This window comes from Mucilaginibacter sp. CSA2-8R (assembly GCF_038806765.1).
Lineage (GTDB): Bacteria > Bacteroidota > Bacteroidia > Sphingobacteriales > Sphingobacteriaceae > Mucilaginibacter.
In genome coordinates this window covers 2150711-2172329 of the sequence record NZ_CP152389.1, presented here as the reverse complement: position 1 = coordinate 2172329, position 21619 = coordinate 2150711, and the positions used below count along the sequence as shown (strand labels likewise).

At 44.0% G+C, this 21619-nt stretch carries 13 protein-coding genes; 7 read left to right on the top strand and 6 right to left on the bottom strand.

From position 1 onward, the window contains the following. The first annotated feature begins 56 nt into the window (after window positions 1–56). From glgX to treY, 3 genes are read left to right on the top strand one after another with little or no spacing between them, the layout of a single operon-like run. Window positions 57–2201 carry a glycogen debranching protein GlgX gene (gene glgX, locus AAGR14_RS09150; protein WP_342648283.1) on the top strand — a complete coding sequence of 715 codons (2145 nt, stop codon included), beginning with the start codon at window positions 57–59 and terminating at the stop codon, window positions 2199–2201. Beyond that, on the top strand, window positions 2185–4014 hold the full coding sequence (treZ, locus tag AAGR14_RS09145) for a malto-oligosyltrehalose trehalohydrolase (protein WP_342648282.1): 1830 nt from the start codon (window positions 2185–2187) through the stop codon (window positions 4012–4014). Before glgX ends, treZ begins: the two co-directional genes overlap by 17 nt. Continuing rightward, a complete protein-coding gene (gene treY, locus AAGR14_RS09140) occupies window positions 4007–8242 on the top strand; it encodes a malto-oligosyltrehalose synthase (protein WP_342648281.1) in 4236 nt (1411 codons plus the stop codon). The genes treZ and treY overlap by 8 nt, the downstream gene beginning before the upstream one ends. An 80-nt stretch (window positions 8243–8322) precedes the next feature. Here treY and AAGR14_RS09135 read toward each other — a convergent pair whose 3' ends face one another. Continuing rightward, window positions 8323–9387 carry a fatty acid desaturase gene (locus tag AAGR14_RS09135; protein WP_342648280.1) on the bottom strand — a complete coding sequence of 355 codons (1065 nt, stop codon included), beginning with the start codon at window positions 9385–9387 and terminating at the stop codon, window positions 8323–8325. A gap of 110 nt (window positions 9388–9497) precedes the next feature. On the opposite strand from AAGR14_RS09135, the gene AAGR14_RS09130 reads away from it, so the two are divergent. Then, complete coding sequence (locus AAGR14_RS09130) at window positions 9498–9716, top strand: hypothetical protein (RefSeq protein ID WP_342648279.1); 219 nt, start codon at window positions 9498–9500, stop codon at window positions 9714–9716. A 78-nt stretch (window positions 9717–9794) separates the two neighbouring features. On the opposite strand, the gene AAGR14_RS09125 is transcribed toward AAGR14_RS09130, so the two are convergent. Further along, window positions 9795–12608, bottom strand: coding sequence for a TonB-dependent receptor (locus AAGR14_RS09125; protein ID WP_342648278.1), 2814 nt, complete (start codon window positions 12606–12608; stop codon window positions 9795–9797). 31 nt (window positions 12609–12639) lie between these two features. Beyond that, the gene (locus tag AAGR14_RS09120) at window positions 12640–13473 is read right to left on the bottom strand and encodes a hypothetical protein (protein WP_342648277.1); all 834 of its coding nucleotides are present in this window, start codon (window positions 13471–13473) and stop codon (window positions 12640–12642) included. Window positions 13474–13797: 324 nt separating this feature from the next. Here AAGR14_RS09120 and AAGR14_RS09115 point away from each other — a divergent pair, with 324 nt between their 5' ends. Further along, the gene (locus tag AAGR14_RS09115) at window positions 13798–14493 is read left to right on the top strand and encodes a hypothetical protein (protein WP_342648276.1); all 696 of its coding nucleotides are present in this window, start codon (window positions 13798–13800) and stop codon (window positions 14491–14493) included. Between the two features lie 52 nt (window positions 14494–14545). Here the strand turns inward: AAGR14_RS09115 and AAGR14_RS09110 are convergent, their stop codons facing one another. The 3 genes from AAGR14_RS09110 to AAGR14_RS09100 all read right to left on the bottom strand — a co-directional run bounded on the left by AAGR14_RS09110 (window position 14546) and on the right by AAGR14_RS09100 (window position 18112). Further along, window positions 14546–15046, bottom strand: coding sequence for a peptidylprolyl isomerase (locus AAGR14_RS09110; RefSeq protein WP_342648275.1), 501 nt, complete (start codon window positions 15044–15046; stop codon window positions 14546–14548). A 25-nt stretch (window positions 15047–15071) separates the two neighbouring features. Further along, complete coding sequence (locus AAGR14_RS09105) at window positions 15072–17081, bottom strand: thioredoxin domain-containing protein (protein ID WP_342648274.1); 2010 nt, start codon at window positions 17079–17081, stop codon at window positions 15072–15074. A 122-nt stretch (window positions 17082–17203) separates the two neighbouring features. After that, the gene (locus tag AAGR14_RS09100; protein ID WP_342648273.1) at window positions 17204–18112 is read right to left on the bottom strand and encodes an SDR family oxidoreductase; all 909 of its coding nucleotides are present in this window, start codon (window positions 18110–18112) and stop codon (window positions 17204–17206) included. A gap of 136 nt (window positions 18113–18248) precedes the next feature. On the opposite strand from AAGR14_RS09100, the gene AAGR14_RS09095 reads away from it, so the two are divergent. Further along, on the top strand, window positions 18249–19004 hold the full coding sequence (locus AAGR14_RS09095; RefSeq protein ID WP_342648272.1) for an AAA family ATPase: 756 nt from the start codon (window positions 18249–18251) through the stop codon (window positions 19002–19004). Window positions 19005–19133: 129 nt separating this feature from the next. After that, the gene (locus AAGR14_RS09090) at window positions 19134–21407 is read left to right on the top strand and encodes a UvrD-helicase domain-containing protein (RefSeq protein WP_342648691.1); all 2274 of its coding nucleotides are present in this window, start codon (window positions 19134–19136) and stop codon (window positions 21405–21407) included. Window positions 21408–21619 lie beyond the last annotated feature (212 nt).

Sequence of the window (21619 nt, the reverse complement as noted above, 5' to 3'; positions counted from 1 at the left end):
GGCAATAGTTTTAAACACCGCAAACATTTTTTAGGCGTAAACATTCATTGCTTTATATGAGAATTAATAGTTTTCCAGGCAAGGCCTTCCCCTTAGGCGCCTCTCCAAATAGTAAAGGCGTAAACTTCGCGATTTATGCAAGTAATGCTACCAAAGTTGAGCTGTGCTTATTTAAAACCGCCGACGATGAGATCGAGTATGTAAAAATTGATGTTGTTGAACGCTCACACAACATATGGCACTGTTTCATCCCTCATTTAAAACCGGGACAGCTGTATGGCTATAGGATACATGGTCCGTACGAACCCGAGAATGGTTTAAGGTTTAATCCAAACAAATTACTGATCGACCCTTACGCTAAAGCTATATCAGGCGTCATTGACTGGCACGATTCGTTATTTAGTTACGACGTGCATAGTGAAGACAAAGATTTGAGCTTTAGCGAAACAGACAGTGCACCTTTTATCCCTAAAAGCGTTGTGATAAGTAATAAGTTTGACTGGGAGGATGACTGTCCGCCGCAAACACCTTATCACAATACCGTTATTTATGAGACGCATGTAAAGGGATTCACCAAGTTGCATCCTGACATTCCGGAAGAAATTAGAGGTAGCTATGCGGCCATGGGACATCCGGCTACTATAAAACACCTCAAAAAGCTGGGTATAACAGCCGTTGAGCTGATGCCTATACACCAATTTGTAGCCGATAGGCACCTGGTAGAAAACGGCCTGACTAATTATTGGGGCTACAATACTATAGGTTTTTTTGCACCCGATGTGCGCTACGCCAGCAGCGGCCGTTTGGGCGAGCAGGTTACAGAGTTTAAGCAGATGGTAAAAGAACTGCACAAAGCTGGTATTGAGGTAATATTGGATGTGGTTTATAACCACACCGCCGAAGGTAATGAGCTGGGCCCAATGCTTTCTTTTAAAGGCATTGACAACGAGGGCTACTACCGCCTTACCGAAGATAAACGCCATTATATGGATTACACCGGTACCGGTAATACATTGAATGCTTATCTGCCTAACGTATTGCGTTTGATTATGGACAGCCTGCGCTACTGGATCACCGAAATGCACGTGGATGGCTTTAGATTTGACTTGGCCTCTACCCTGGCGCGCGAACTGCACGAGGTAAACCGTTTGAGTGCCTTTTTTGATATCATTCACCAGGATCCGGTTATTTCGCAGGTAAAATTGATTGCTGAGCCTTGGGATGTGGGCGAAGGTGGCTACCAAGTTGGCAAATTTCCGCAAGGATGGGGCGAGTGGAATGGTAAATACCGCGATTGTGTACGCGATTACTGGCGCGGCGAAAACAGTACCCTGGCCGAGTTTGCCATGCGTTTTACCGGCAGTGCCGATTTGTACCAGGATGAGCAGCGTAACCCAACGGCCAGTATAAACTTTATTACTGCGCACGACGGATTTACCCTTAATGACCTGGTAACTTATAACGAAAAGCATAATGATGCCAACGGCGAGGATAATAACGACGGCGAAAGCCACAATCGCTCCAACAATTATGGCGTTGAAGGCCCTACGGACGACGAACAAATCAATCAGATCCGTGCGCAGCAAAAACGTAATTTCATCACCACTTTATTCTTATCGCAGGGCGTACCTATGCTTGTAGCCGGCGACGAAATAAGCCGTACACAAGGTGGCAATAACAACGCTTACTGCCAGGACAATGAAATATCATGGCTGGACTGGGATAATATGGACAAAGATTTACTGGAGTTTACCAGTAAAATGATCAAGTTTCGTTTAAAGCATCCGGCGTTTACCCGTAAGCGTTGGTTTAAAGGAACACAGATTAGAGGTGTTGAGGATATAGCCTGGTTTTTGCCTGAAGGTGTTCAGTTTAGCGACGAGCACTGGAACCATGATTTTGCCAAGTCTCTTGCAGTGTTCATCAACGGTCGTGCTTTGCGCACCCGTAACGACGCAGGTGAAGCCGTTATAGACGATGGTTTTTACGTAATATTTAACGCCCATTGGGAACCTGTAAATTATATATTACCTGATACCCTTTACGGTAAAACATGGACTAAGATTGTAGACACTGCCGAGAGCGAAGTAGGCGATGAAGAAACTTACGATGCCGGTTCAACCATTGAGGTACAGGGCCGATCAATTATTGTACTACATCACCCAGTAATTTACGACCAAACATATGAAGGTGATAGTTAACCGTCCGGGCGTTACACTAAATAGTGGCGAGGCTGACGTATGGGTATGGGCGCCGAAGGCTAAAAAGGCAGCAATTCAATTGCTGCCTTCAAATCACGAACTGCCGCTTACTAAAGCACAGTACGGTTATTGGCATATCAAAACCACTGAGTTAAAGGATGGCGCTTTGTATAAAATTATTTTAGACGATAAAGATCCGCTGCCCGACCCGGCTTCTGTATATCAACCCGAAGGCGTTCATGGCCCCTCAGCTGCGGTTGACCTTAACGCTTTTGAATGGACAGATAATACCTGGAACAATGTTGATTTACCCAGCTACTTGTTGTACGAACTGCACACTGGTACTTTTAGCCCCAACGGCGATTTTGCAGGCATCGAAAGCAAACTGGATTACCTGGTAAGCCTTGGCATTACTGCAATCGAGATTATGCCCGTAGCGCAATTTCCGGGCAAGCGTAACTGGGGTTATGATGGCGTGTTTCCTTACGCAGTGCAAAACTCTTACGGTGGGCCAAAGGCATTGCAGCATCTGGTAAATGCCTGTCATCAAAAAGGACTGGCAGTAGTACTTGACGTAGTGTACAATCACCTTGGTCCGGAAGGAAATTATTTTAATGAATACGGTCCTTACTTTACCGATAAATACAATACGCCCTGGGGCAACGCAGTCAATTTTGATGACGCAGGAAGCGACGCCGTAAGGCATTACTTTATTGAGAGTGTGCTGATGTGGTTTCGCGACTTTCATATCGATGCCTTGCGGATGGATGCGGTACATGCCATTAAAGACTTTAGTCCCAATCATATACTGGCCGAAATTAAAGCAAAGGTTGATGAACTGATGACCGCAACCGGCAAACGCCATTACCTGATTGTGGAGTGCGACCTGAACGACGTTCGCTTTATCAATCCACTTGACAAGGCAGGTTTCGGTATAGATAGCCAGTGGATAGATGAGTTTCATCATGCCTTGCGCATTACCGCCGGTGGCGAGCAAACAGGTTATTATTCTGATTTTAATGGTATTGCCGATCTGGCAAAATCTTACAACGATGCCTATGTGTATGATGGGCAATACTCACCACACCGCGATAAGCGTTTTGGTATAAAAGCCACTGACAATACAGGTGAGCAGTTCATTGTATTTTCGCAAAACCATGACCAGGTAGGCAACCGCATGTTAGGCGAACGCAGCAGCGAACTTTTTAGCACCGAAATGCAAAAGTTAATGGCCGGCGCTGTACTGACAGCTCCTTATCTGCCTATGCTATTTATGGGCGAAGAGTATAGTGAGCCCAACCGCTTTATGTACTTTGTGAGTCATACAGATCCCGAACTGGCCGAAGCTGTGCGTAAAGGACGTAAAGAGGAGTTTGCCGCCTTCCACGCTCAGGGCGAAGCGCCCGACCCAATGGCCGAAGACACTTTTGATAACTCCAAACTGCAGTGGAATTTAATCGCACAACAGCCTCACCAAACGATGCTGGCCTATTATCAATCACTGATTGCTTTGCGCAAAAGCCTGCCCGTCTTACATCAGACTAGTCGCAAGGGCCTCCATGCCGAAGCCAACGAAGAACAACAAACGTTGCTTTTGCACCGCAACTATCATATGCAGGAAGCCATCATTATGATGAACTTTTCTAGTAATACACAAAGCGTCACCTTACCGGCTGGTGCTACACAATGGCATCTGCAATTTAACTCAGCAGGTACTGCCTGGCAAAATAAGCCATCAAACACACCTGCACAAAGCGGCGGCACCATTGTTAACCTACAACCCGAATCATTTATAATCTACATCAATGAATAACCCTGTTGCTACCTACCGTCTCCAATTTCATTCAGAGTTTACGTTTGATGCTTTTGAGCGCATCATCCCCTATCTGCAAAAATTGGGGGTAAGTACAATCTATGCGTCGCCGGTATTTGAGGCTACGCCGGGCAGCACGCACGGCTATGATGGCGTAAATCCGCACCGCATTAACCCCGAAATAGGCACCGAAAAACAGCTCAAATCCATCAGTCAGAAGCTTAAACAGAGTAATGTTGGCTGGCTGCAGGATATTGTACCTAACCACATGGGTTTCCATCAAAACAACCCTTGGTTAATGGACCTGATGGAAAAGGGTAAACTTTCGTTATATGCTAATTTCTTTGATGCGGTATGGACCAGTGCGTTGTTTAGGGACGAGCCGCTGATGGTGCCATTTTTGGGTAACCCGCTGGATGAGGTTATCGACAAGGGCGAGTTGCAGGTAGCTTATCAGGCACAACAAGGACTAGTGTTACAATATTTTGATAACTATTATCCGTTAAACCCAGCTGCTTACCTTACGGTATTTGAACAGGGCGAAGCCAATGATATAAATCCGTTTCTAACCATTTTTAAACCCATTAAAGCCTTACAAGGAATTACTGAGGCTGGTACTTATGCCTTGAAATGGACAGCTTTGAAGCAAAAATTTATCAAATCAGTCATCGGCAATGAGACGCAGCTCTACTTGGAACAACGTTTGGCCGCTGTTAACGCAGATAAAGAATTACTGAAGCAGCTTGCCAATGCACAGGCTTACCGATTGTGCAGTTATGAAGAGACCGACCAGTCAATCGACTTTCGCCGTTTTTTTACAGTAAACAGTTTGATTTGCCTCAATATTCAGGACAAAGCCGTGTTCGATCATTTTCACCAGATGATCAAACACTTGGTAGAATCGGGCATTTTCCAGGGCTTGCGGATTGATCATATTGATGGCCTGTACGATCCGGCGCAGTATTTAGAACGCCTGCGCGAACTGGCGGGCAAAGACACTTACATAGTAGCCGAAAAGATTTTAGAACAGGGCGAAGAACTGCCCACCGACTGGCCATTACAAGGCACCTCGGGCTATGACTTTTTAGCACAGCTTAACAATTTGCTTACTAACACCTCGGCTAAAAAGCGTTTTACCAGTTTTTACCAAGATCTGGTTGGCGATGAGCAGCCGGTGCATCAGCAAATAGCAAAAAAGAAAGCCTATATCTTATTTGAGCATATGGGCGGGGAGTTGGATAATTTATATCAACTTTTCAAAAAACTGCGCCTATCCGACAAAAAAATTGTTGCGGGCATGTCTGCCGAGGTATTGAAAGGCGCAATCGGGCAGCTTTTAATACAATGCCCTGTTTACCGGTACTACGGCAATCAACTACCACTGCCTCAGCACGAGTATGATGCCGTTAAGGCTATGTTTAAGCAGGCGAAAAAAGAAAAGCCTGAATACAAATCGGCCTTAAACCTGCTCGAACTGGTGCTGCTCGAAAAACCTAAGCTTGGCAATCCAGACTATAACCAACGGGCACTACAGTTTTACCAGCGTCTGATGCAATTTAGCGGCCCCTTAATGGCTAAGGGTGTAGAAGATACACTAATGTATACTTACAACCGCTTTGTTGGCCACAATGAAGTTGGCGACGCACCTGATGCATTTGGTATGAGCGTTGAGGACTTTCATGACCTAATGCTGGAGCGCCAGCAACAGTGGCCGCTTGCGCTTAACGGAACTTCGACTCATGATACCAAACGTGGCGAGGATGTTCGCGCCAGGCTAAATGTATTGACAGACCTCTCCAAAACATGGATAAAAACGGTTAAGAAATGGCAGGAGCTTAATACCGATCTAAAAATTAACACCTCGCCTGACGCTAACGACGAATATTTTATTTACCAAACGCTGATTGGCGCATATCCGATGCCCGGTCAGCCGGATGATGACATTGAAAACCGTTTGCAGGAATATTTAACTAAGGCTTTGCGTGAGGCTAAGGTGAACTCCAATTGGGCTCAGCCTAACGAAGATTATGAGAAGGCAACTCTTGGCTTCGCCAAAGCATTGCTGAATAAAGACACCGAATTTTGGCAATCATTTCAAGCTTTGCACCAGCGCATTGCCGATTATGGCATCGTTAACTCGCTTGCACAGGTATTGCTAAAATTTACCTGCCCGGGTATACCTGATGTTTACCAAGGCTGCGAATTGTGGGATTTTAGCCTAGTTGACCCCGACAACCGCCGCCCTGTAGACTATGAATTACGCTCCGGTTATTTAGATGATATTATAGCCAATAAAAACAGCCCTGACACTTTAACACAACAACTTTGGCAAAATCGTTATAATGCGCAGATTAAACAGTGGCTTACCTATACACTTTTCCAGGAGCGTAAGGAGGCTGCGGAACTTTTTGCAAAAGGCAGCTATGTGCCTCTAAAAGTAAAAGGTGCATATAAAGAATACGTTATGGCCTTTGCACGCCAGCACCAGCAACAGTGGTATGTTACTATTGTGCCGTTACACCTGGCCGAACTATGCCAAGATCAAGGCCGGACCATTGAGAACCTCAAGTGGAAAAATACACGTGTTATTTTACCGCCGCAAGCACCGGTATCATTTAAAAACCTGCTATCAGGTGCCGAAGGTAAAATAACTGAGGACGGTATACGGGTAAGGGATTTATTTACCCAGCTACCCATGGCACTGCTTAAAATGCAGCTTACCGATAATAATCGCGGAGCAGGTGTTTTGATGCATATCACCTCTTTGCCCTCGCCGTATGGCATTGGCGATTTAGGACCAGAAGCGTATCATTTTGCGGATTTCCTCTCGCGTTCGGGCCAAAAATACTGGCAGTTACTGCCGCTCAACCCAACCGTGGCCGAGCAAAATTATTCGCCGTACAGTTCTGTGAGCAGTATGGCGGGTAATACATTACTGGTAAGCCCTGCTCTGTTGGCCAAGGCGGGCTTACTCACGCCCGACGAACTGAAACCGTATCAGTTAGCGGTAAAAGAAAAGGTAGACTATGCCGAAGCGCAACACATCAAAGACGACCTGCTGGCTAAAGCTTATCACCATTATCAAGAAGGGCATTTTGCGGTATTAAAACAACAATTCAAAGCATTCTGCGAACAGGAAGCTTACTGGCTGGATGATTTTGCACTGTACTTAACGCTTAAACATCAATACAATAACCGCCCATGGTATGATTGGCCAGCCGAGCACCGGCAACGTAAAAGCCCTGCCATAAAACGCTTTGCTGTACAAAATCAGGCAGAAATGGATCAGGTAAAATGGTACCAATTTATTTTTGAAAGTCAATGGCTGGATTTAAAAAAATACTGTAACGGCTTAAATATTAAATTATTTGGTGATTTGCCTTTTTATGTAAGTCATGATTCGGTTGACGTTTGGGCCAACCCTGATAACTTTAAACTGGACAGCAACGGACGAATTGCTGGCATAGCCGGTGTGCCGCCCGATTATTTTAATGCCGACGGACAGCTTTGGGGAATGCCTGTTTACCGTTGGGATGTCATGAAAAATAGCAATTACGATTGGTGGATTGGCAGGTTACAAAAAAACAGGCAGTTGTTCGACTTATTGAGGCTGGATCACTTCAGGGCATTTTCTTCTTACTGGGAGGTTCCGGCCGGCGAGCAAACCGCCAAAAACGGCCAATGGAAACAGGGCCCCGGAAGCGAGTTTTTTGAAGCTATAAAAGATGCCCTTGGCGAGTTGCCTTACGTTGCCGAAGATTTGGGAGAAATTGATGCACCCGTTTTTGAGCTGCGCGACCAGTATGAACTGCCAGGTATGAAAATTTTGCAATTTGCCTTTGGTAGCGAGGTTGCCGAATCGTTATACATACCGCACAACTACCAAGAAAATTACCTAGTGTACACCGGCACACACGATAATAACACCACCGTAGGCTGGTATAACACCGATACCAACAAAACCGTACGCAAGCAAATTGAACAATACACCGGGCAAAGTGTAAAAGCAAAAAACATACACAAGGTTTTAGGCCGGGTGGCCTACGCTTCTACCGCTAAAATTGCCATTTTACCCATGCAGGATATTATTGGTTTGGATGAAAATGCTCGCATGAACAACCCGTCATCTGCCGAAAATAATTGGCAGTGGCGGCTAATACCCGAGCACCTGGATCAGGATGTGGAAGAACGGTTACTGGAATGGACTAAGTTGTATAACCGCTTGTAAAAAACAACCGCCGTTATAAATTAAAAAAAGCGCACTGTTAAATCAACAGTGCGCTTTTCGTTTATCAATACGTTTAATATCTACTCTGCCAGTTCAACATTAAGTTGCTTAACCTGTATTTTAGCCTGCTTTTGAGCGTGGTAATATTCCTTCATAAATTTCTTCTTCGAATCGTGATATTCGGTAACTCCACCTATCAAATGCAACGCCTTAATGTAAACCCAGGCCAAATCAACCTGGTGGTTTAAAAATCCCGAACGCGCGCTTTTAGGATATAAGTGGTGATTGTTGTGCCATTCGCCTGCTACAATACCCGGCCAAATCTGGTTAATTGACATATCGGCCCTGTTGTAATCGGTGCCCTCGCGGCGTTTATCTTCGCCTTTACCATGGCCTTCATAATTAAAAGTACGGACACCTACGGCCCAAAATCCGGCGGCACCAAACAGGGTGCAAGCTAAAGCATGACCGCCAATCAGGTAAAATACGACGTACCAAAATGCCCAGTTGAGTATGATACCGCCTATTAGGCGTACCGGGTTAGCGAGCGTACCCCACTTTTTATATTGGGCATAAGTGTTAGAAACCTGGCCGGTGTGCTCCATCAGCTTCACACAACGCTTGTAGCTGTTCTCGTCTAATGTGTTTGAAATTGGTTGGTGATTTACATCGGCCAAAAAACAATATAAAAAGCCGCCTTGCGCATTGTACGGGTCGCCAGGCTGGTCAGACTTAGCATGATGCACATGATGCGAGATTACGTAAATTTCTTCTGGTATAATTTTAAGTGTGATGTTTTGAGTAACAAAGCGCCAAACCGGGTTACGAAACTTAAATGCCCGGTGTGTGCAGTAGCGATGGTACCAAACCGTACCATGCGAGCCCATCACTATCATGCTGTACACAAATGCAACCAGCAACAATTTAAAACTGAAAAACTTAAAAATAAAAAAGCATAAAGGTACGGCCAGGCACACAATCATCATCCAGCTGGTGAATGATAACCAGTTACGACGATCCTTGAAAACGTTTAATCGAGAGAAGAACTCCTGAAAAATTTTAAGATTGGAGGGCTTTGACAGATTGCCACAGTCCATTTTCCAGCCATACGATGGCTCTTTAAGTACATAATCAATAAAGGCCATGCTTGGGGGCTAATAGTTTTAAATAATCAGGATGGTAAGGTAGGTAATATAATTGGTGGTTTTATAAAATAACTTACAACCTAACGGCAAGAGCCGTGTTTATATTGCATATGGAAGATTTTGAAATGACGATTGCCGTAAACGGGCAACAAATAGCCGCCTCGGTACACCCGCATGTTGAGGGCGAATCAACTTACTACGATATTGTAACTGATGATTTTACTATTAGTATTTATAAAGATACCATGTATACCTGGGCTGCTGATGTAAATGCCGGCTTTAGCAACGAAGAAATACAAACCATCGGCCAGCAACTACTGGATTATTGATTGACTCTGCGATGTCGAAAACCGGTACGCGGCAGGCCTTTTAGCACGAAGTTATTGCTGCGTGCCGGTCTACAAAAATTATGGCATTATAAAACTACCATCTCCCCTCCTGCGCAACTGCCTGCCGTTACGACTTGGCGAACCTGTCCACTTTTGTAAATTAAGGCGGGCACTCAGCATAAAATATCTGCTTAAAGCGTTGGTAACTGTATTTGTAACCGAACTATTAGTAGTTACCTGGTCAATAAAATTGTTTTGCTTTAAGATATCAAAAACTTGAAAATTTACAGTCAGCATCCTTCTTGCAAAAAACTCCTTTTCAATCGACGCATTAATCACTAAAGGGTTTCTGGACGTTATGCCGTAAACAACATTTTTGCTGGCACTATAACCGATAGTCAGGGTTTTGTCTTTCAACAAAAAGAACCGGCCATCAATATTCATCGATATCCGTTTAATACTGGTAGTGGTGTCCTTAGGCAACCTAAACGTTGACTTAGTAACATCGTAAGCCACGAAAGGGTTAACCTCTATAGATTCATTAGGATTAATCCGTGGGCCAAAACGCTGATTATACCGCCATGTAGTGGTTAAGTTACGAACATTATCCAACATTGATACACCGTTTGTATAGGTAACATTCCCTAAAAGCGATAGATTATATTTACGGTCGGCCAACTGCTTCGAAAAATTGTAATTACCGTTAATCGTATAATTACCGTTCATGTTAAGAAAATAGGTTTCGTAACGAATATTCTGAACGTTATTAGGACCTGCACTAACGATGGTTACCCGGTTGCTCACAATCTGATTAGTAATTATACTGGCGTTAACGTTGGCCGATATGTTGATTTTTGAATTTGCAAGGTAATTATTGTAGATGGCGTTAACCGAGTGCCTGAAAGCCGGCCTGAGATCAGGGTTACCATATATGGTATTTAATGCGTTAGACTGATCGGGCACGGGTTGTATCTGTGTGAATGATGGCTCATTAGGACTACCTGAGTAATTGATAGATGCCCTTTGCTGCCGCGACCACATATACTGGAAGCGAAAAATAGGTATAATATTAAAATAACTGCGGTCGGTGCTGGTGCCACGGCTTACGTTATCGCCTTTCAATGCAGTTGGCACGGCAGTAGCACCCAGCGAAAGGTTGTACTTTTCGCGGTTTAAGCGGTAATTTAGCGCAATACGCGATTCAGTAAAAGTGTAGTTGTAAACGTTGTTGATATAGGCCAACGGGAAGCTGTTGCCAAAAACATCAATACTATCCGTAAAGGCCTTGTTATGGTAAGAGCGATTATTAACCTGCGCGTTAAACTCGAACTGAGAACTTGGGGAAATAGGCTCAACATAGGTTAAACTGGTTCTGAAATTGATGGTCGAGTTATCGCGGGTAACAAAACGGTGTATCAGCGAGTCGCTGGTGGCGCCGTTGGGCGCCCTGCGCGAGATCAGCGTATTTGGCTCGTTTTCTTGGTTTTGCTCGGCATCGTTATAATTAAGCTGGATAGAGATATTACGCCGTGGTTTTTTAAAAATGTGCTGATAAAATACAATACCGCCAAAATTTGGGCTGTTAGAGTAATTGTTGTTTATACCTTGGGTATTTTGATTGGCAAATCCGCTTTGCATACTCATGGAGTTGCTCACCGAGTTGGTTGTATTGGTGTTAACGTTAGGCGTTATCCGTAAAAAGTTGGCACTATCAGGCGTATATTCAAACTCAAAACTTCCCTGGTGCCCTTTACTGTTACTGCGCGAGTCGCTGGTATTTTTGAATTGGGTAGTCCCAAATTTATTAAACTGCTCGCCGTAGCTGTCAGTAAATACATGTGTATCGGTAAAATGATAATTATAGTTGCCGTTAACTTGCACCTTTTTACTTAACTGGTTGCGATAACTAAAGCTGGGGTTGCCGGTAGTGGTTGTACCGCCGCTGCCATTACTGCTGCCGCTACCGCCGCCCGGTCCGCCCGTATTTGCTGCAGCTGCTCCACCCGACGAACCACCGGAAATACCAGATGATGCAACGCCGTTCACCGTGTTTCGAAAATTACCTATAACGCCAATCTGTTCGTTACCATTTAAGCGCTGTAAAAAAACACGCCCTTCATACCTGTCATTATTACCGCCCCCTGCCGATATACGTGCAATGTTACCCACCGAACGGTCAACGCGGGTGGTAATATTGATCACCTTTTGCGGGTCGCCGTCTTTAATACCGGTACGGGCTGCCTGATCGCCGTAATCATCAACTACCTGAATCTTTTCAACAATTTCGGCAGGTAAATTTTTTATAGCTTGTGCTACATCCCCTCCCGCGTAATCTTTACCGTTTAATCTGGCTTTCATTACCTGCTGCCCCTGGTGGGTTAATGATCCGTCAGATCCTACTTCCATGCCTTCCATCTTTTTCAGCATCTCATCAACAGTTGCATTTGGTCGCACTTTGTAATCGCTCGCACGGTATTCTACTGTATCTGTTTTATAAGTAATGCTGGGCGCCTTTACAGTTACAGCCGCAAGCTGATTGGCTTGTGTACCCAGTATAATCGGGTCTAATACCAGCCTTGGTATGGCATCATTATTTAACATCCGCCTTACAACAGGCCTAAAGCCGATGCTGGTGATGCTGAGCACAAACGTGGCCGACTTTATATTTTTAAATACAAAGATACCGTCACCATTGGTGGTTGTGACGGCGCTGTCGGTAGTAGTTTTAAGCTTTACGGTAGCACCAATTATCGCGTTGTCGGTGCTGTCTTTAACAATACCGCTCACCTCGCGTAAGGCCAACGGCGGACGGGAATTGCCGCGGCCGGGTACCTGTGCAAATATCTTGCAAGCAAGCAGCGAAAATAAAAATAGCAGTAAAAGTTTTTTCATGATAAGGTTGAAAGAAAAAAATCAGATTAAATCAGGGTTTGGCCAACTTGTATTTACCCCAAAAATCGGTAGGCGTCATCATATCCATCATACCACCCCCTGTAGGTTCGCTTATCATCACCATACCAACAACCTGACCGCCGCCATTAGCCCGGCCACCGCCTTGCCCCCGGCCGCCTTCGCGGTTACCACCACCCATGGTAATGCCGTTTACTTTAATGTTATAAGCCAGCTCTGTATTCTTAGCTGGGTCTAACTCAAGCAGCTTTAACGGTATAGCTAATTCATAGTTAAAATTGCCGTGAGCATCAATATTAATCCCTGTTTTAATACCATAGGTATTATAAATAGACACGAGTGTGTCGGTGATGTCTTTAATGCCAGTTACGCTTAGCTCTTTCATACCGGCTACCGCTTGTTTACGGGTAGCTACTAAGGCGGCTGTATCTACGGTGTTATCACCTTGCCTGCCGCCTCGCCCTCCCATGCGCATGCCGCGCATGCCACCTCGGCCACCCATAGGATAAATTATTTCTACGGCATCTTTCTCTCTCTTTTTACCATCCTTATTTATTAAAAGAATAATGCCACCGCCTAAAATCTTATTGATGGTAGTTTGGTCGGTTGCGTTGATAGCTAGGTACAAATTATTAGCATCATTAGCCAGTGTATAATGCAAACTGGTGCTTTTGTTGTATGCAGGCAGTGTACCCCATTCGGTAAGTTTACCGTCTACCTTTACAGTCGCAGGCACCTTAACACCTGTTGAAATATCAGTGCTTTTTTGAGCCATCACCATCATAGGCAGTAACAAGCCCGAAACCACTAACAGACAATATATTTTTGATTTGATATGAGGCAGCATCTTAATAAAGTTTTTAGGTTAATAGCGGTATAACCGCAAAGTTACTCTGGTTTACGTCTGCAAGTTGCCAGACGGAATGTTTGTGATCTGTACTGGTTAGGCGACCTACCAAAACTAAATATTTGGCGCAGCTTATTTAGGTGTGTTCCGGTAATAAATATAATACAAAGCTTAGCAAATCAAACTTGTTACAATTAAAGACCGGTTTAAGATTAAAATAACTTTGACCGGTCTTTAAACTGTTTATTGTTTTGATAGTTTAATTAATACATATTTTTGTTACATTACTTTGTTAGAAACCAACAACCTATTTTTTATATCAGCGTGAAATATATTATTATACTTTTACTTACCTTATCGGCCTCACTAAACAGCTTTGCACAAGACATTGCGGAACGTACCCGGCGCCTTACACCTGAGGTAACCGAAAAATACCATGTGCTGAAAAGTAACGATACGATTATGCAAGGCCAGTACACGGCTTATTTAAACAAAAAATTGCTGGCGGTGGGTAACTATGACCAGAACAAGAAAATTGGCACTTGGACTTTTTTTGATAAGCACAACCAGCCCAGCCAGCGCTACAATTACACTACTAAAACGCTGCTGTTTGAGGCGCCCGAAAATAGTGCCGATGGAGTAAGATATATTGTTGATGACTCGTTAAAAACGGATTACACTTTTAGCAGGCCAGCACGCATAGGTGGGCGTTATTACGGCTACTTAAATTATGTAAATCTGATTAGGCTGCCCGAAGAATTGAGGAATCTAAGCAATGAAAGCTATAAAACGACTATCGAATTATTAGTAAGCCCCGGCGGGCGTTTGGCCGAATTTAAATTTAGAGTACATTCTGCCTATTCGGCGTTAGATGTTAATGACGTTGTGCTTAGCCTTAACCTGAAACTCATTAAAGACGAAGATAAAATTTTCATTCCGGCCAAGCTTAACGGCAATCCGGTGAGCATCCGCATCATTATACCCTGCCAGTTTTACAAATCTGATATGGTAAGGCTTTAAACCAAAATGGCTACCCAAACCGGGTAGCCATTTTGATGATATAATCATTTGCTTAATGATCGTGGTGTCCATCCGGACCATGGGCATGACCATGAGATAACTCCTCAGGGTTTGCCGGGCGCACGTTGATAATCTGTCCTTTAAAATGCAGTTCTTGACCAGCCATAGGGTGGTTTAGATCTACAATTATAGCATCTTCAACTACAGATACTACCTGGCCCTGGAAACGGTTGCCCTGGTTATCTTGCAGTGGTAAAATAGCACCTACTTCGGGCATATCTGTACCATCAAACATTTCTTTAGGCAGGTTGGCCACAGCCTCTTCATTTAACTCTCCGTAAGCATCTTCAGGGCTCAGTTTAAAGTCAAAATTATCCCCAGTTGATAGTGTGCTTAAGTGCTCTTCAAACTTAGGCAGCATTTGGCCTGCGCCATATAAAAAGGTTAATGGCTGCTCCTGGGTTGCACTCTCAACCAAAGCTTCGTTACCGTCTTCCTGTTTAACATACAAATCGTAGGTTAATGATACGACGTGTTGTGATTCGATTTTCATTAGCGTTTTAATTTAAGTAATAAGCTCAGGATGGCTCTATTTGTTTTAAAGCATCCTGTACGGTGTACGCCGGCAAACCGCAGGTTTTATTTTTACATATAAAAATGCGGTTTTGCTCTGATATCCGGTTTTGCAGTAAAGGTAAGTTTTCTTGATTACCGCCCAACATAATTTTGTTTGGAATATAGTTTTGCTCTACCTCGCGTCGCAAAGCCTCTGCGCTGCTTCCGGTAACAGCCACTTCATAAACACCTTTAACTTCTTCGAGCAGTAATAGCGCCCAGTTAGCATAAGAAGAACCATATTTGGCCATGTAAGGCATCACATTACGCAGCAGCTGCGCTGATATGGCTTCATACTGCGTATTACCTAATAATAACGACAGCTTTTTAAGGTTACGCGCCATTACTGAATTGGAAGATGAAATAACCCCATCCATGATTTCAGTTTTACGGGCAATGAGCTGTTCGTCGTCGGCCGCAGTGTAAAAAAACATACCCTCCGCCTCATTGTAGTAATAAGCGATGGCGTTATCGGTAAGCTTTGCCGCCAAATGCAGCCATTGTATGTCAAAGGTAACCTCATACAAGGCACTGAACCCGTCAATTACGTTAGCATAGTCATCTAAAAAGGAAATAGGTTGTGCTGTTCCTCCGGTTTTATAAATCCTTGTAAGCCGATGGTTAGCACCAATCAAATTTTGAGTGATGAACATTGCATTGTTTAAAGCCAAACTAAGGTACGATGGCTCATTAAAGGTACGGTATGCTTCGGCCAGGCCTTTTAACATCAGCCCGTTCCATGAGGCAAGTATTTTATTATCGAGTCCCGGCCTTACACGCTTACTTCGCACGTCAAAAAGTTTGTTTTTAGCGGCCTGGACGGCGGTTCGCAAGGCTTCAACCGGCATGCCTAACTGGGCGGCCAATGTTACATCGTGCTCTTTTCTGAACAAAACATTAGTCTGCTCTTCTTCCCAATTGCCATCTGGTGTGATGTTGTAATAAATACAAAACAAGTCGGCATCGTTTCCTAAAATAGCTACAACCTCCGTTTTGGTGAAGGTATAAAACTTACCCTCTACGCCTTCGCTGTCGGCATCCAGTGCAGCATAAAAGCCACCAATGGGCGCTGTCAATTCGCGCTGTACAAAGGCAATGGTTTCGGCAACGGTATGTTGATATATAGGATCGGCATTCCATATATAAGCCTCGGCATATAAGCCAACCAACTGTGCATTGTCATACAGCATTTTCTCGAAGTGCGGCACATGCCAGCGTCCATCAACCGAGTAACGTGCAAAGCCCCCGCCAATGTGATCGTATATACCGCCGAAGGCCATTTTATGCAGCGTCAGTTTAGTAAGGGATGCGATACCTTCGTCGTTAAATAAGTGCGCGTAACGCATTAAAAACAGCCAGTTATTAGGCATCGGAAATTTAGGCGCATGGCCTGTACCTCCTTCGTTAGCATCTAAATACTTGCGCCAGTTTTTTACAATGGTATGTAAATCATCAGCTGAGTAATTGGGCTGTTCTGTTACCAAATCAACCGACTCAAATTGCTGCACGCCTTCGGTCAGGCGCACGGCATAATCAACTGCTTCGTCGGGCCGGTTAGTATAAAAATCGGCCAGGCTCATCAATATATTTAACCAATCGTGTTTGGGGTAATAAGTACCTCCATAAATGGGGCGCTGGTCGGGCAGGCATATGCAGTTAAGCGGCCAGCCGCCACGGTTGGTCATGAGTTGTACGGCACTCATGTAAATTTGGTCAACATCGGGGCGTTCTTCGCGGTCTACCTTAATACAGATGAAATGCTCATTCATCAGGGCGGCTACCTGCTCATCCTCGAAACTCTCGTGCTCCATTACGTGGCACCAATGGCAGGCCGAATATCCAATGCTTACAATGATCAGCTTATTTTCGTCACGAGCTTTTTGAAGCGCCTCGGCACCCCAAGGGTACCAGTCAACCGGGTTATTGGCGTGTTGTAGTAAATAGGGCGATGTGGATTGGGCAAGACGATTCATGTCAGGTTGTTTAGCGGGTGATGGCTACAGGGTTAAATGTGGCTTTTGGCATACCTTTGCAAGCATAACAATGCCGTATTGCAATTAATGCAATACGGCACTGCAATTTTAAAAAATAAAAACTAGTCTTCGTGCTGATGGCCCTGGTGTGAGGTAAAATCACCCTCTTTATTTCCGGTTTGGTTGTTTATTGTAGCCCGCTCCTCGGCTGATGCCGCATGGTCGGTATGCTGCTTGCCACTGGTGCTTGGTGCTGTAATACCGCTGGTTACTTTTGCAGCCAAACCATCGGGCACTACGCGGTTAAAAAAATTATTTACTTTATTAATAATGCCCGGCTCCACTTTGGCATCGCCGGCCTGCAAACTTTCATAAGCAGCAGCGGCTACTTCTTCGGGCTTATAAAAGGTCATCTTTTTATAAGCTACCGTATCTATAGCTTTGGCTTTATGAAAAAAGTCGGTATCGGTAGCGTTGGGCAGCAAAACCGTAAGCGAAACGTTAGTGTCTTTAACTTCCTGGATAACCGCTTCAGTAAATGATAATACGAAAGCCTTCGCCGCACCATACACCGCCATCAAAGGCGTAGGCGTTACAGCCAACGATGAGGCAACATTAAGAATCTTACCTTCGTTGCGGGCCACCATCTCTTTTAGATAATGTTTAGTGAGGCTCACCAACGCAATAATATCCAGATGGATAAGGTCAATATCCCTGTCCAGATCCGTTTCTACAAAAGCTCCATATCCAGCCTGTCCGGCATTATTAATTAGGGCGTTAATAGTTAGTCCCCATTGAGAGGTTTGCTCATATATTTCTTTGGCCACACCAGGTTTAAACAAGTCTTTGGCAATGGTTTTTACTTCTACATTGTACTGCTGCTCAAACTCGCGGGCCACTTCTTCCAGGCGCTCGTCGCTCCGGCTCACTAACACCAGGTTGTAACCGTCGCGTGCAAATAACTTAGATAACTCATATCCAATACCGCTGGTACCGCCTGTAATTAATGCATATTTCTGTTGCGTGCTCATAACTTTTCTTTTATTAGTGTCTGTAGAAACAACCGTGTTATTAACTATTGGTTTTTAAATTTAACCAATCATAGTTTTATAACCCACACTTATTTTACCTTAACTTTCATAATTTTACCATAATAGCTTATCTACTATGGCAGCCAAAGGAGAACTGAAGGATATCTACTTTAATAAAAAAGATGTCGACTTGAATGCCTATCCGTTCAACCTCCCTTTCTTTATCAATACCAATCAAATCAGCATTAATCCGCAGGTAACGTATTTTGTAGGCGAGAACGGCTCAGGTAAATCCACTATGCTCGAAGCCATTGCCGTAGCCTGTGGCTTTAACCCCGAGGGCGGTTCCATGAATTTCAATTTCGGCACACGCGAGTCGCATTCGCCGCTACACCGGCACATTACAATATCGAGAGGCACGCACAGGCATACCGACGGTTACTTTTTGCGAAGCGAAAGCTTTTTTAACGTAGCCACCGAGATTGAAAGGCTGGATTATGATGAAGAAACTGATGTACAAACAAGTTCCATCATCAATTCTTACGGAGGCGTATCGTTGCATCAGCAATCGCATGGCGAATCTTTTTGGGCACTGTTTAGTCACCGTTTTGGAGGTAATGGTTTATACATCCTAGATGAGCCCGAGGCGGCCCTTTCGCCGGCCAAACAAATGGCTATGCTGTTACGCATGCATGAGCTGGCTGGTTTACGATCGCAATTTCTTATTGCTACACACTCACCTATCATACTGGCTTACCCTTTTGCTACCATCTACGAGTTTACTGAGCAAGGTATAGCCAAGCGAAATTATGAACAAACGGAGCTTTATCAATCGTACCATAACTTTTTGCACAACCCTCAGCAAATGATTAAAAGACTGCTCGATTTGTAGATGATGATTCATCAGATAGATTTCCGCTTTTGTGTTTAATAGGTTAATTTGCTAACGATATTGGCATTATTATTTTCCCGCTTTCGCCCTAAAACTTTAATTTCGCGTTTAAGAAAAGAGGAGAATATTTTGGATTACTTACAGGGATTAAATCCGCAGCAACGAGCTGCCGCAGAGCAAACAGAAGGCCCTGTGATGATTATAGCCGGTGCCGGGTCGGGCAAAACCAGGGTAATTACTTACCGGGTAGCGCACCTTATACATAAAGGCGTTGACCCTTTTAATATACTGGTACTCACATTTACTAATAAGGCAGCCAAAGAGATGCGCGAACGTATTAGTAAGGTAGTAGGTGCTGAGGCTAAAAATATATGGATGGGTACCTTTCACTCGGTGTTTGCCAAAATACTACGTGTAGAAGCCAGCAAATTAGGTTATACCAGCAACTTTACCATTTATGATACCGACGACAGCAAAAGTGTGCTGCGTGCCGTGTTAAAAGAAATGAACCTGGATGATAAGTTATATAACCCCAACTATGTGTATAACCGCATATCGGCCGCTAAAAACAATTTAGTATCATGGCAGGAATATCAGAAAAATGACCAGATACAAGCCGACGATTTTTCGAACGGCCGCGGCCATTTAGGTAAAGTTTACGAAATGTATGCCACCCGTTGTTACCGTGCCGGTGCGATGGATTTTGACGATTTGCTGTTTAAAACCAACGAATTATTAAAAAACTTTCCAGATGTACTTTACAAATATCAGAACAAGTTTAAATACCTGATGGTGGATGAGTATCAGGACACTAACTTTTCGCAGTACCTGATTGTAAAAAAACTGGCCGCCATTAACGAAAACCTATGCGTAGTGGGTGATGATGCACAAAGTATCTATGCGTTTCGTGGAGCCAACATCCAGAACATCTTAAACTTTGAGAAAGATTACCCTGACCTGAAAGTATATAAGCTTGAACAAAACTATCGCTCTACCCAAAATATTGTAAATGTTGCTAACAGCATCATCTCCAATAACAAGGAACAGCTTAAAAAGAATGTATTTTCAGAAAAAGACCACGGCGATAAAATTAAAGTAATCCGTGCTTTTAGCGATAATGAAGAAGGCAAAACTGTTGCCGAAACCATTATGCAGGAGCGCACCACCAGAGGCCTTAAATGGAGCGACTTTGCCATCTTATACCGCACCAACGCCCAGTCGCGCTCAATGGAGGAGGCTTTGCGCAAGCTGAATATTCCGTATAAAATATACGGTGGCTTGTCCTTCTATCAGCGTAAAGAGATTAAGGATTTAATTGCCTATTTCAGGCTCACCTTTAACCCTAATGACGAGGAGGCTTTAAAACGCGTTATCAATTACCCGCGCCGGGGCATAGGCGATACCACGGTTGACCGCATTATATTAAGTGCCGGGCAGAATAACATATCTCTTTGGGAAGTAATTATTGAGCCCAGCAAATATTTGGACGGCCGCAGCGCCGGCAGTGTGGCCACGTTTTCTACCATGATCCAAAGCTTCCAGGTGCTGGCGAAAAACCAGTCGGCTTATGATGCGGCGCTGCACATTGCGCAGCATTCTGGCTTGTTGAAAGACTTGTATGAAGACAAATCGGTAGAAGGTCTTAACCGTTATGAAAATATTCAAGAGTTACTGAACGGTATTAAAGAATTTTCTGAACGTGAAGATATTGAAGATCGTGGCTTGGACGTGTTTATGCAGGACGTGGCGCTGCTCACTAATGATGATAACGACAAAAACCCAAACGCCGAGACAGTATCACTGATGACCATACACTCCTCTAAAGGATTGGAGTTTCCGCATGTGTTTGTGGTAGGCCTAGAAGAAAACCTGTTCCCGTCGCAGATGTCGCTCAACTCGCGCACCGATCTAGAAGAAGAACGTCGTTTATTTTACGTGGCTGTAACCCGCGCCGAAAACAAGCTCACCATCAGTTACGCCACCTCAAGGTTTAAATTTGGTACGCTAATTAACTGCGAGCCGAGCCGTTTTCTCGACGAGATTGACGCGCAATATCTGGAACTTGATTTTAAAGCCAAATCACAAACCGGTAATCCGTTTTTTGACGATGACCGTAAAGCCTGGAGCCGCAACACAGATACGTTCTCGAAGCCAAAACCGCCAACAACGGTTAAAACTACTTCATTACTCGCTAAGGCACATGTGCCAACTGCCGGCTTTTCACCTTCTGACACCTCCAAACTGCAAGTTGGGATGGAAGTAGAACATGAGCGCTTCGGTTTCGGCAAAGTGGTGAATTTGGAAGGAAATAAACCAGACGTTAAAGCCACCATATTTTTTAAAGAAATTGGCCAAAAGCAATTACTCCTAAAATTTGCCAAACTTCGAATTGTGGAATTGTAAGTCATATCATTAAAATTCATTAACCTATAAGCAACGCCATTCTGTTCAGAATGGCGTTGCGGTTAATAGACACTTGTATTAAAGATTAAATTACGAGTAAATAATTTCCCAGTTTGAGCAATTAACAGCCATGTTTTTTTGCTCTTTATGAGGAATCTTATCCCCTATTTTTAACTATAAGGTACAAAAAAACCTTATTTTAACGTTAAAAA

Coding starts and splice junctions, on each gene's coding strand:
- glgX (WP_342648283.1), top strand. CDS start 57: ATGAGAATTAATAGTTTTCCAGGCAAGGCCTTCCCCTTAGGCGCCTCT.
- AAGR14_RS09105 (WP_342648274.1), bottom strand. CDS start 17,081: ATGAATCGTCTTGCCCAATCCACATCGCCCTATTTACTACAACACGCC.
- AAGR14_RS09135 (WP_342648280.1), bottom strand. CDS start 9,387: ATGGCCTTTATTGATTATGTACTTAAAGAGCCATCGTATGGCTGGAAA.
- AAGR14_RS09095 (WP_342648272.1), top strand. CDS start 18,249: ATGGCAGCCAAAGGAGAACTGAAGGATATCTACTTTAATAAAAAAGAT.
- treZ (WP_342648282.1), top strand. CDS start 2,185: ATGAAGGTGATAGTTAACCGTCCGGGCGTTACACTAAATAGTGGCGAG.
- AAGR14_RS09125 (WP_342648278.1), bottom strand. CDS start 12,608: ATGAAAAAACTTTTACTGCTATTTTTATTTTCGCTGCTTGCTTGCAAG.
- AAGR14_RS09130 (WP_342648279.1), top strand. CDS start 9,498: ATGGAAGATTTTGAAATGACGATTGCCGTAAACGGGCAACAAATAGCC.
- treY (WP_342648281.1), top strand. CDS start 4,007: ATGAATAACCCTGTTGCTACCTACCGTCTCCAATTTCATTCAGAGTTT.
- AAGR14_RS09100 (WP_342648273.1), bottom strand. CDS start 18,112: ATGAGCACGCAACAGAAATATGCATTAATTACAGGCGGTACCAGCGGT.
- AAGR14_RS09110 (WP_342648275.1), bottom strand. CDS start 15,046: ATGAAAATCGAATCACAACACGTCGTATCATTAACCTACGATTTGTAT.
- AAGR14_RS09120 (WP_342648277.1), bottom strand. CDS start 13,473: ATGCTGCCTCATATCAAATCAAAAATATATTGTCTGTTAGTGGTTTCG.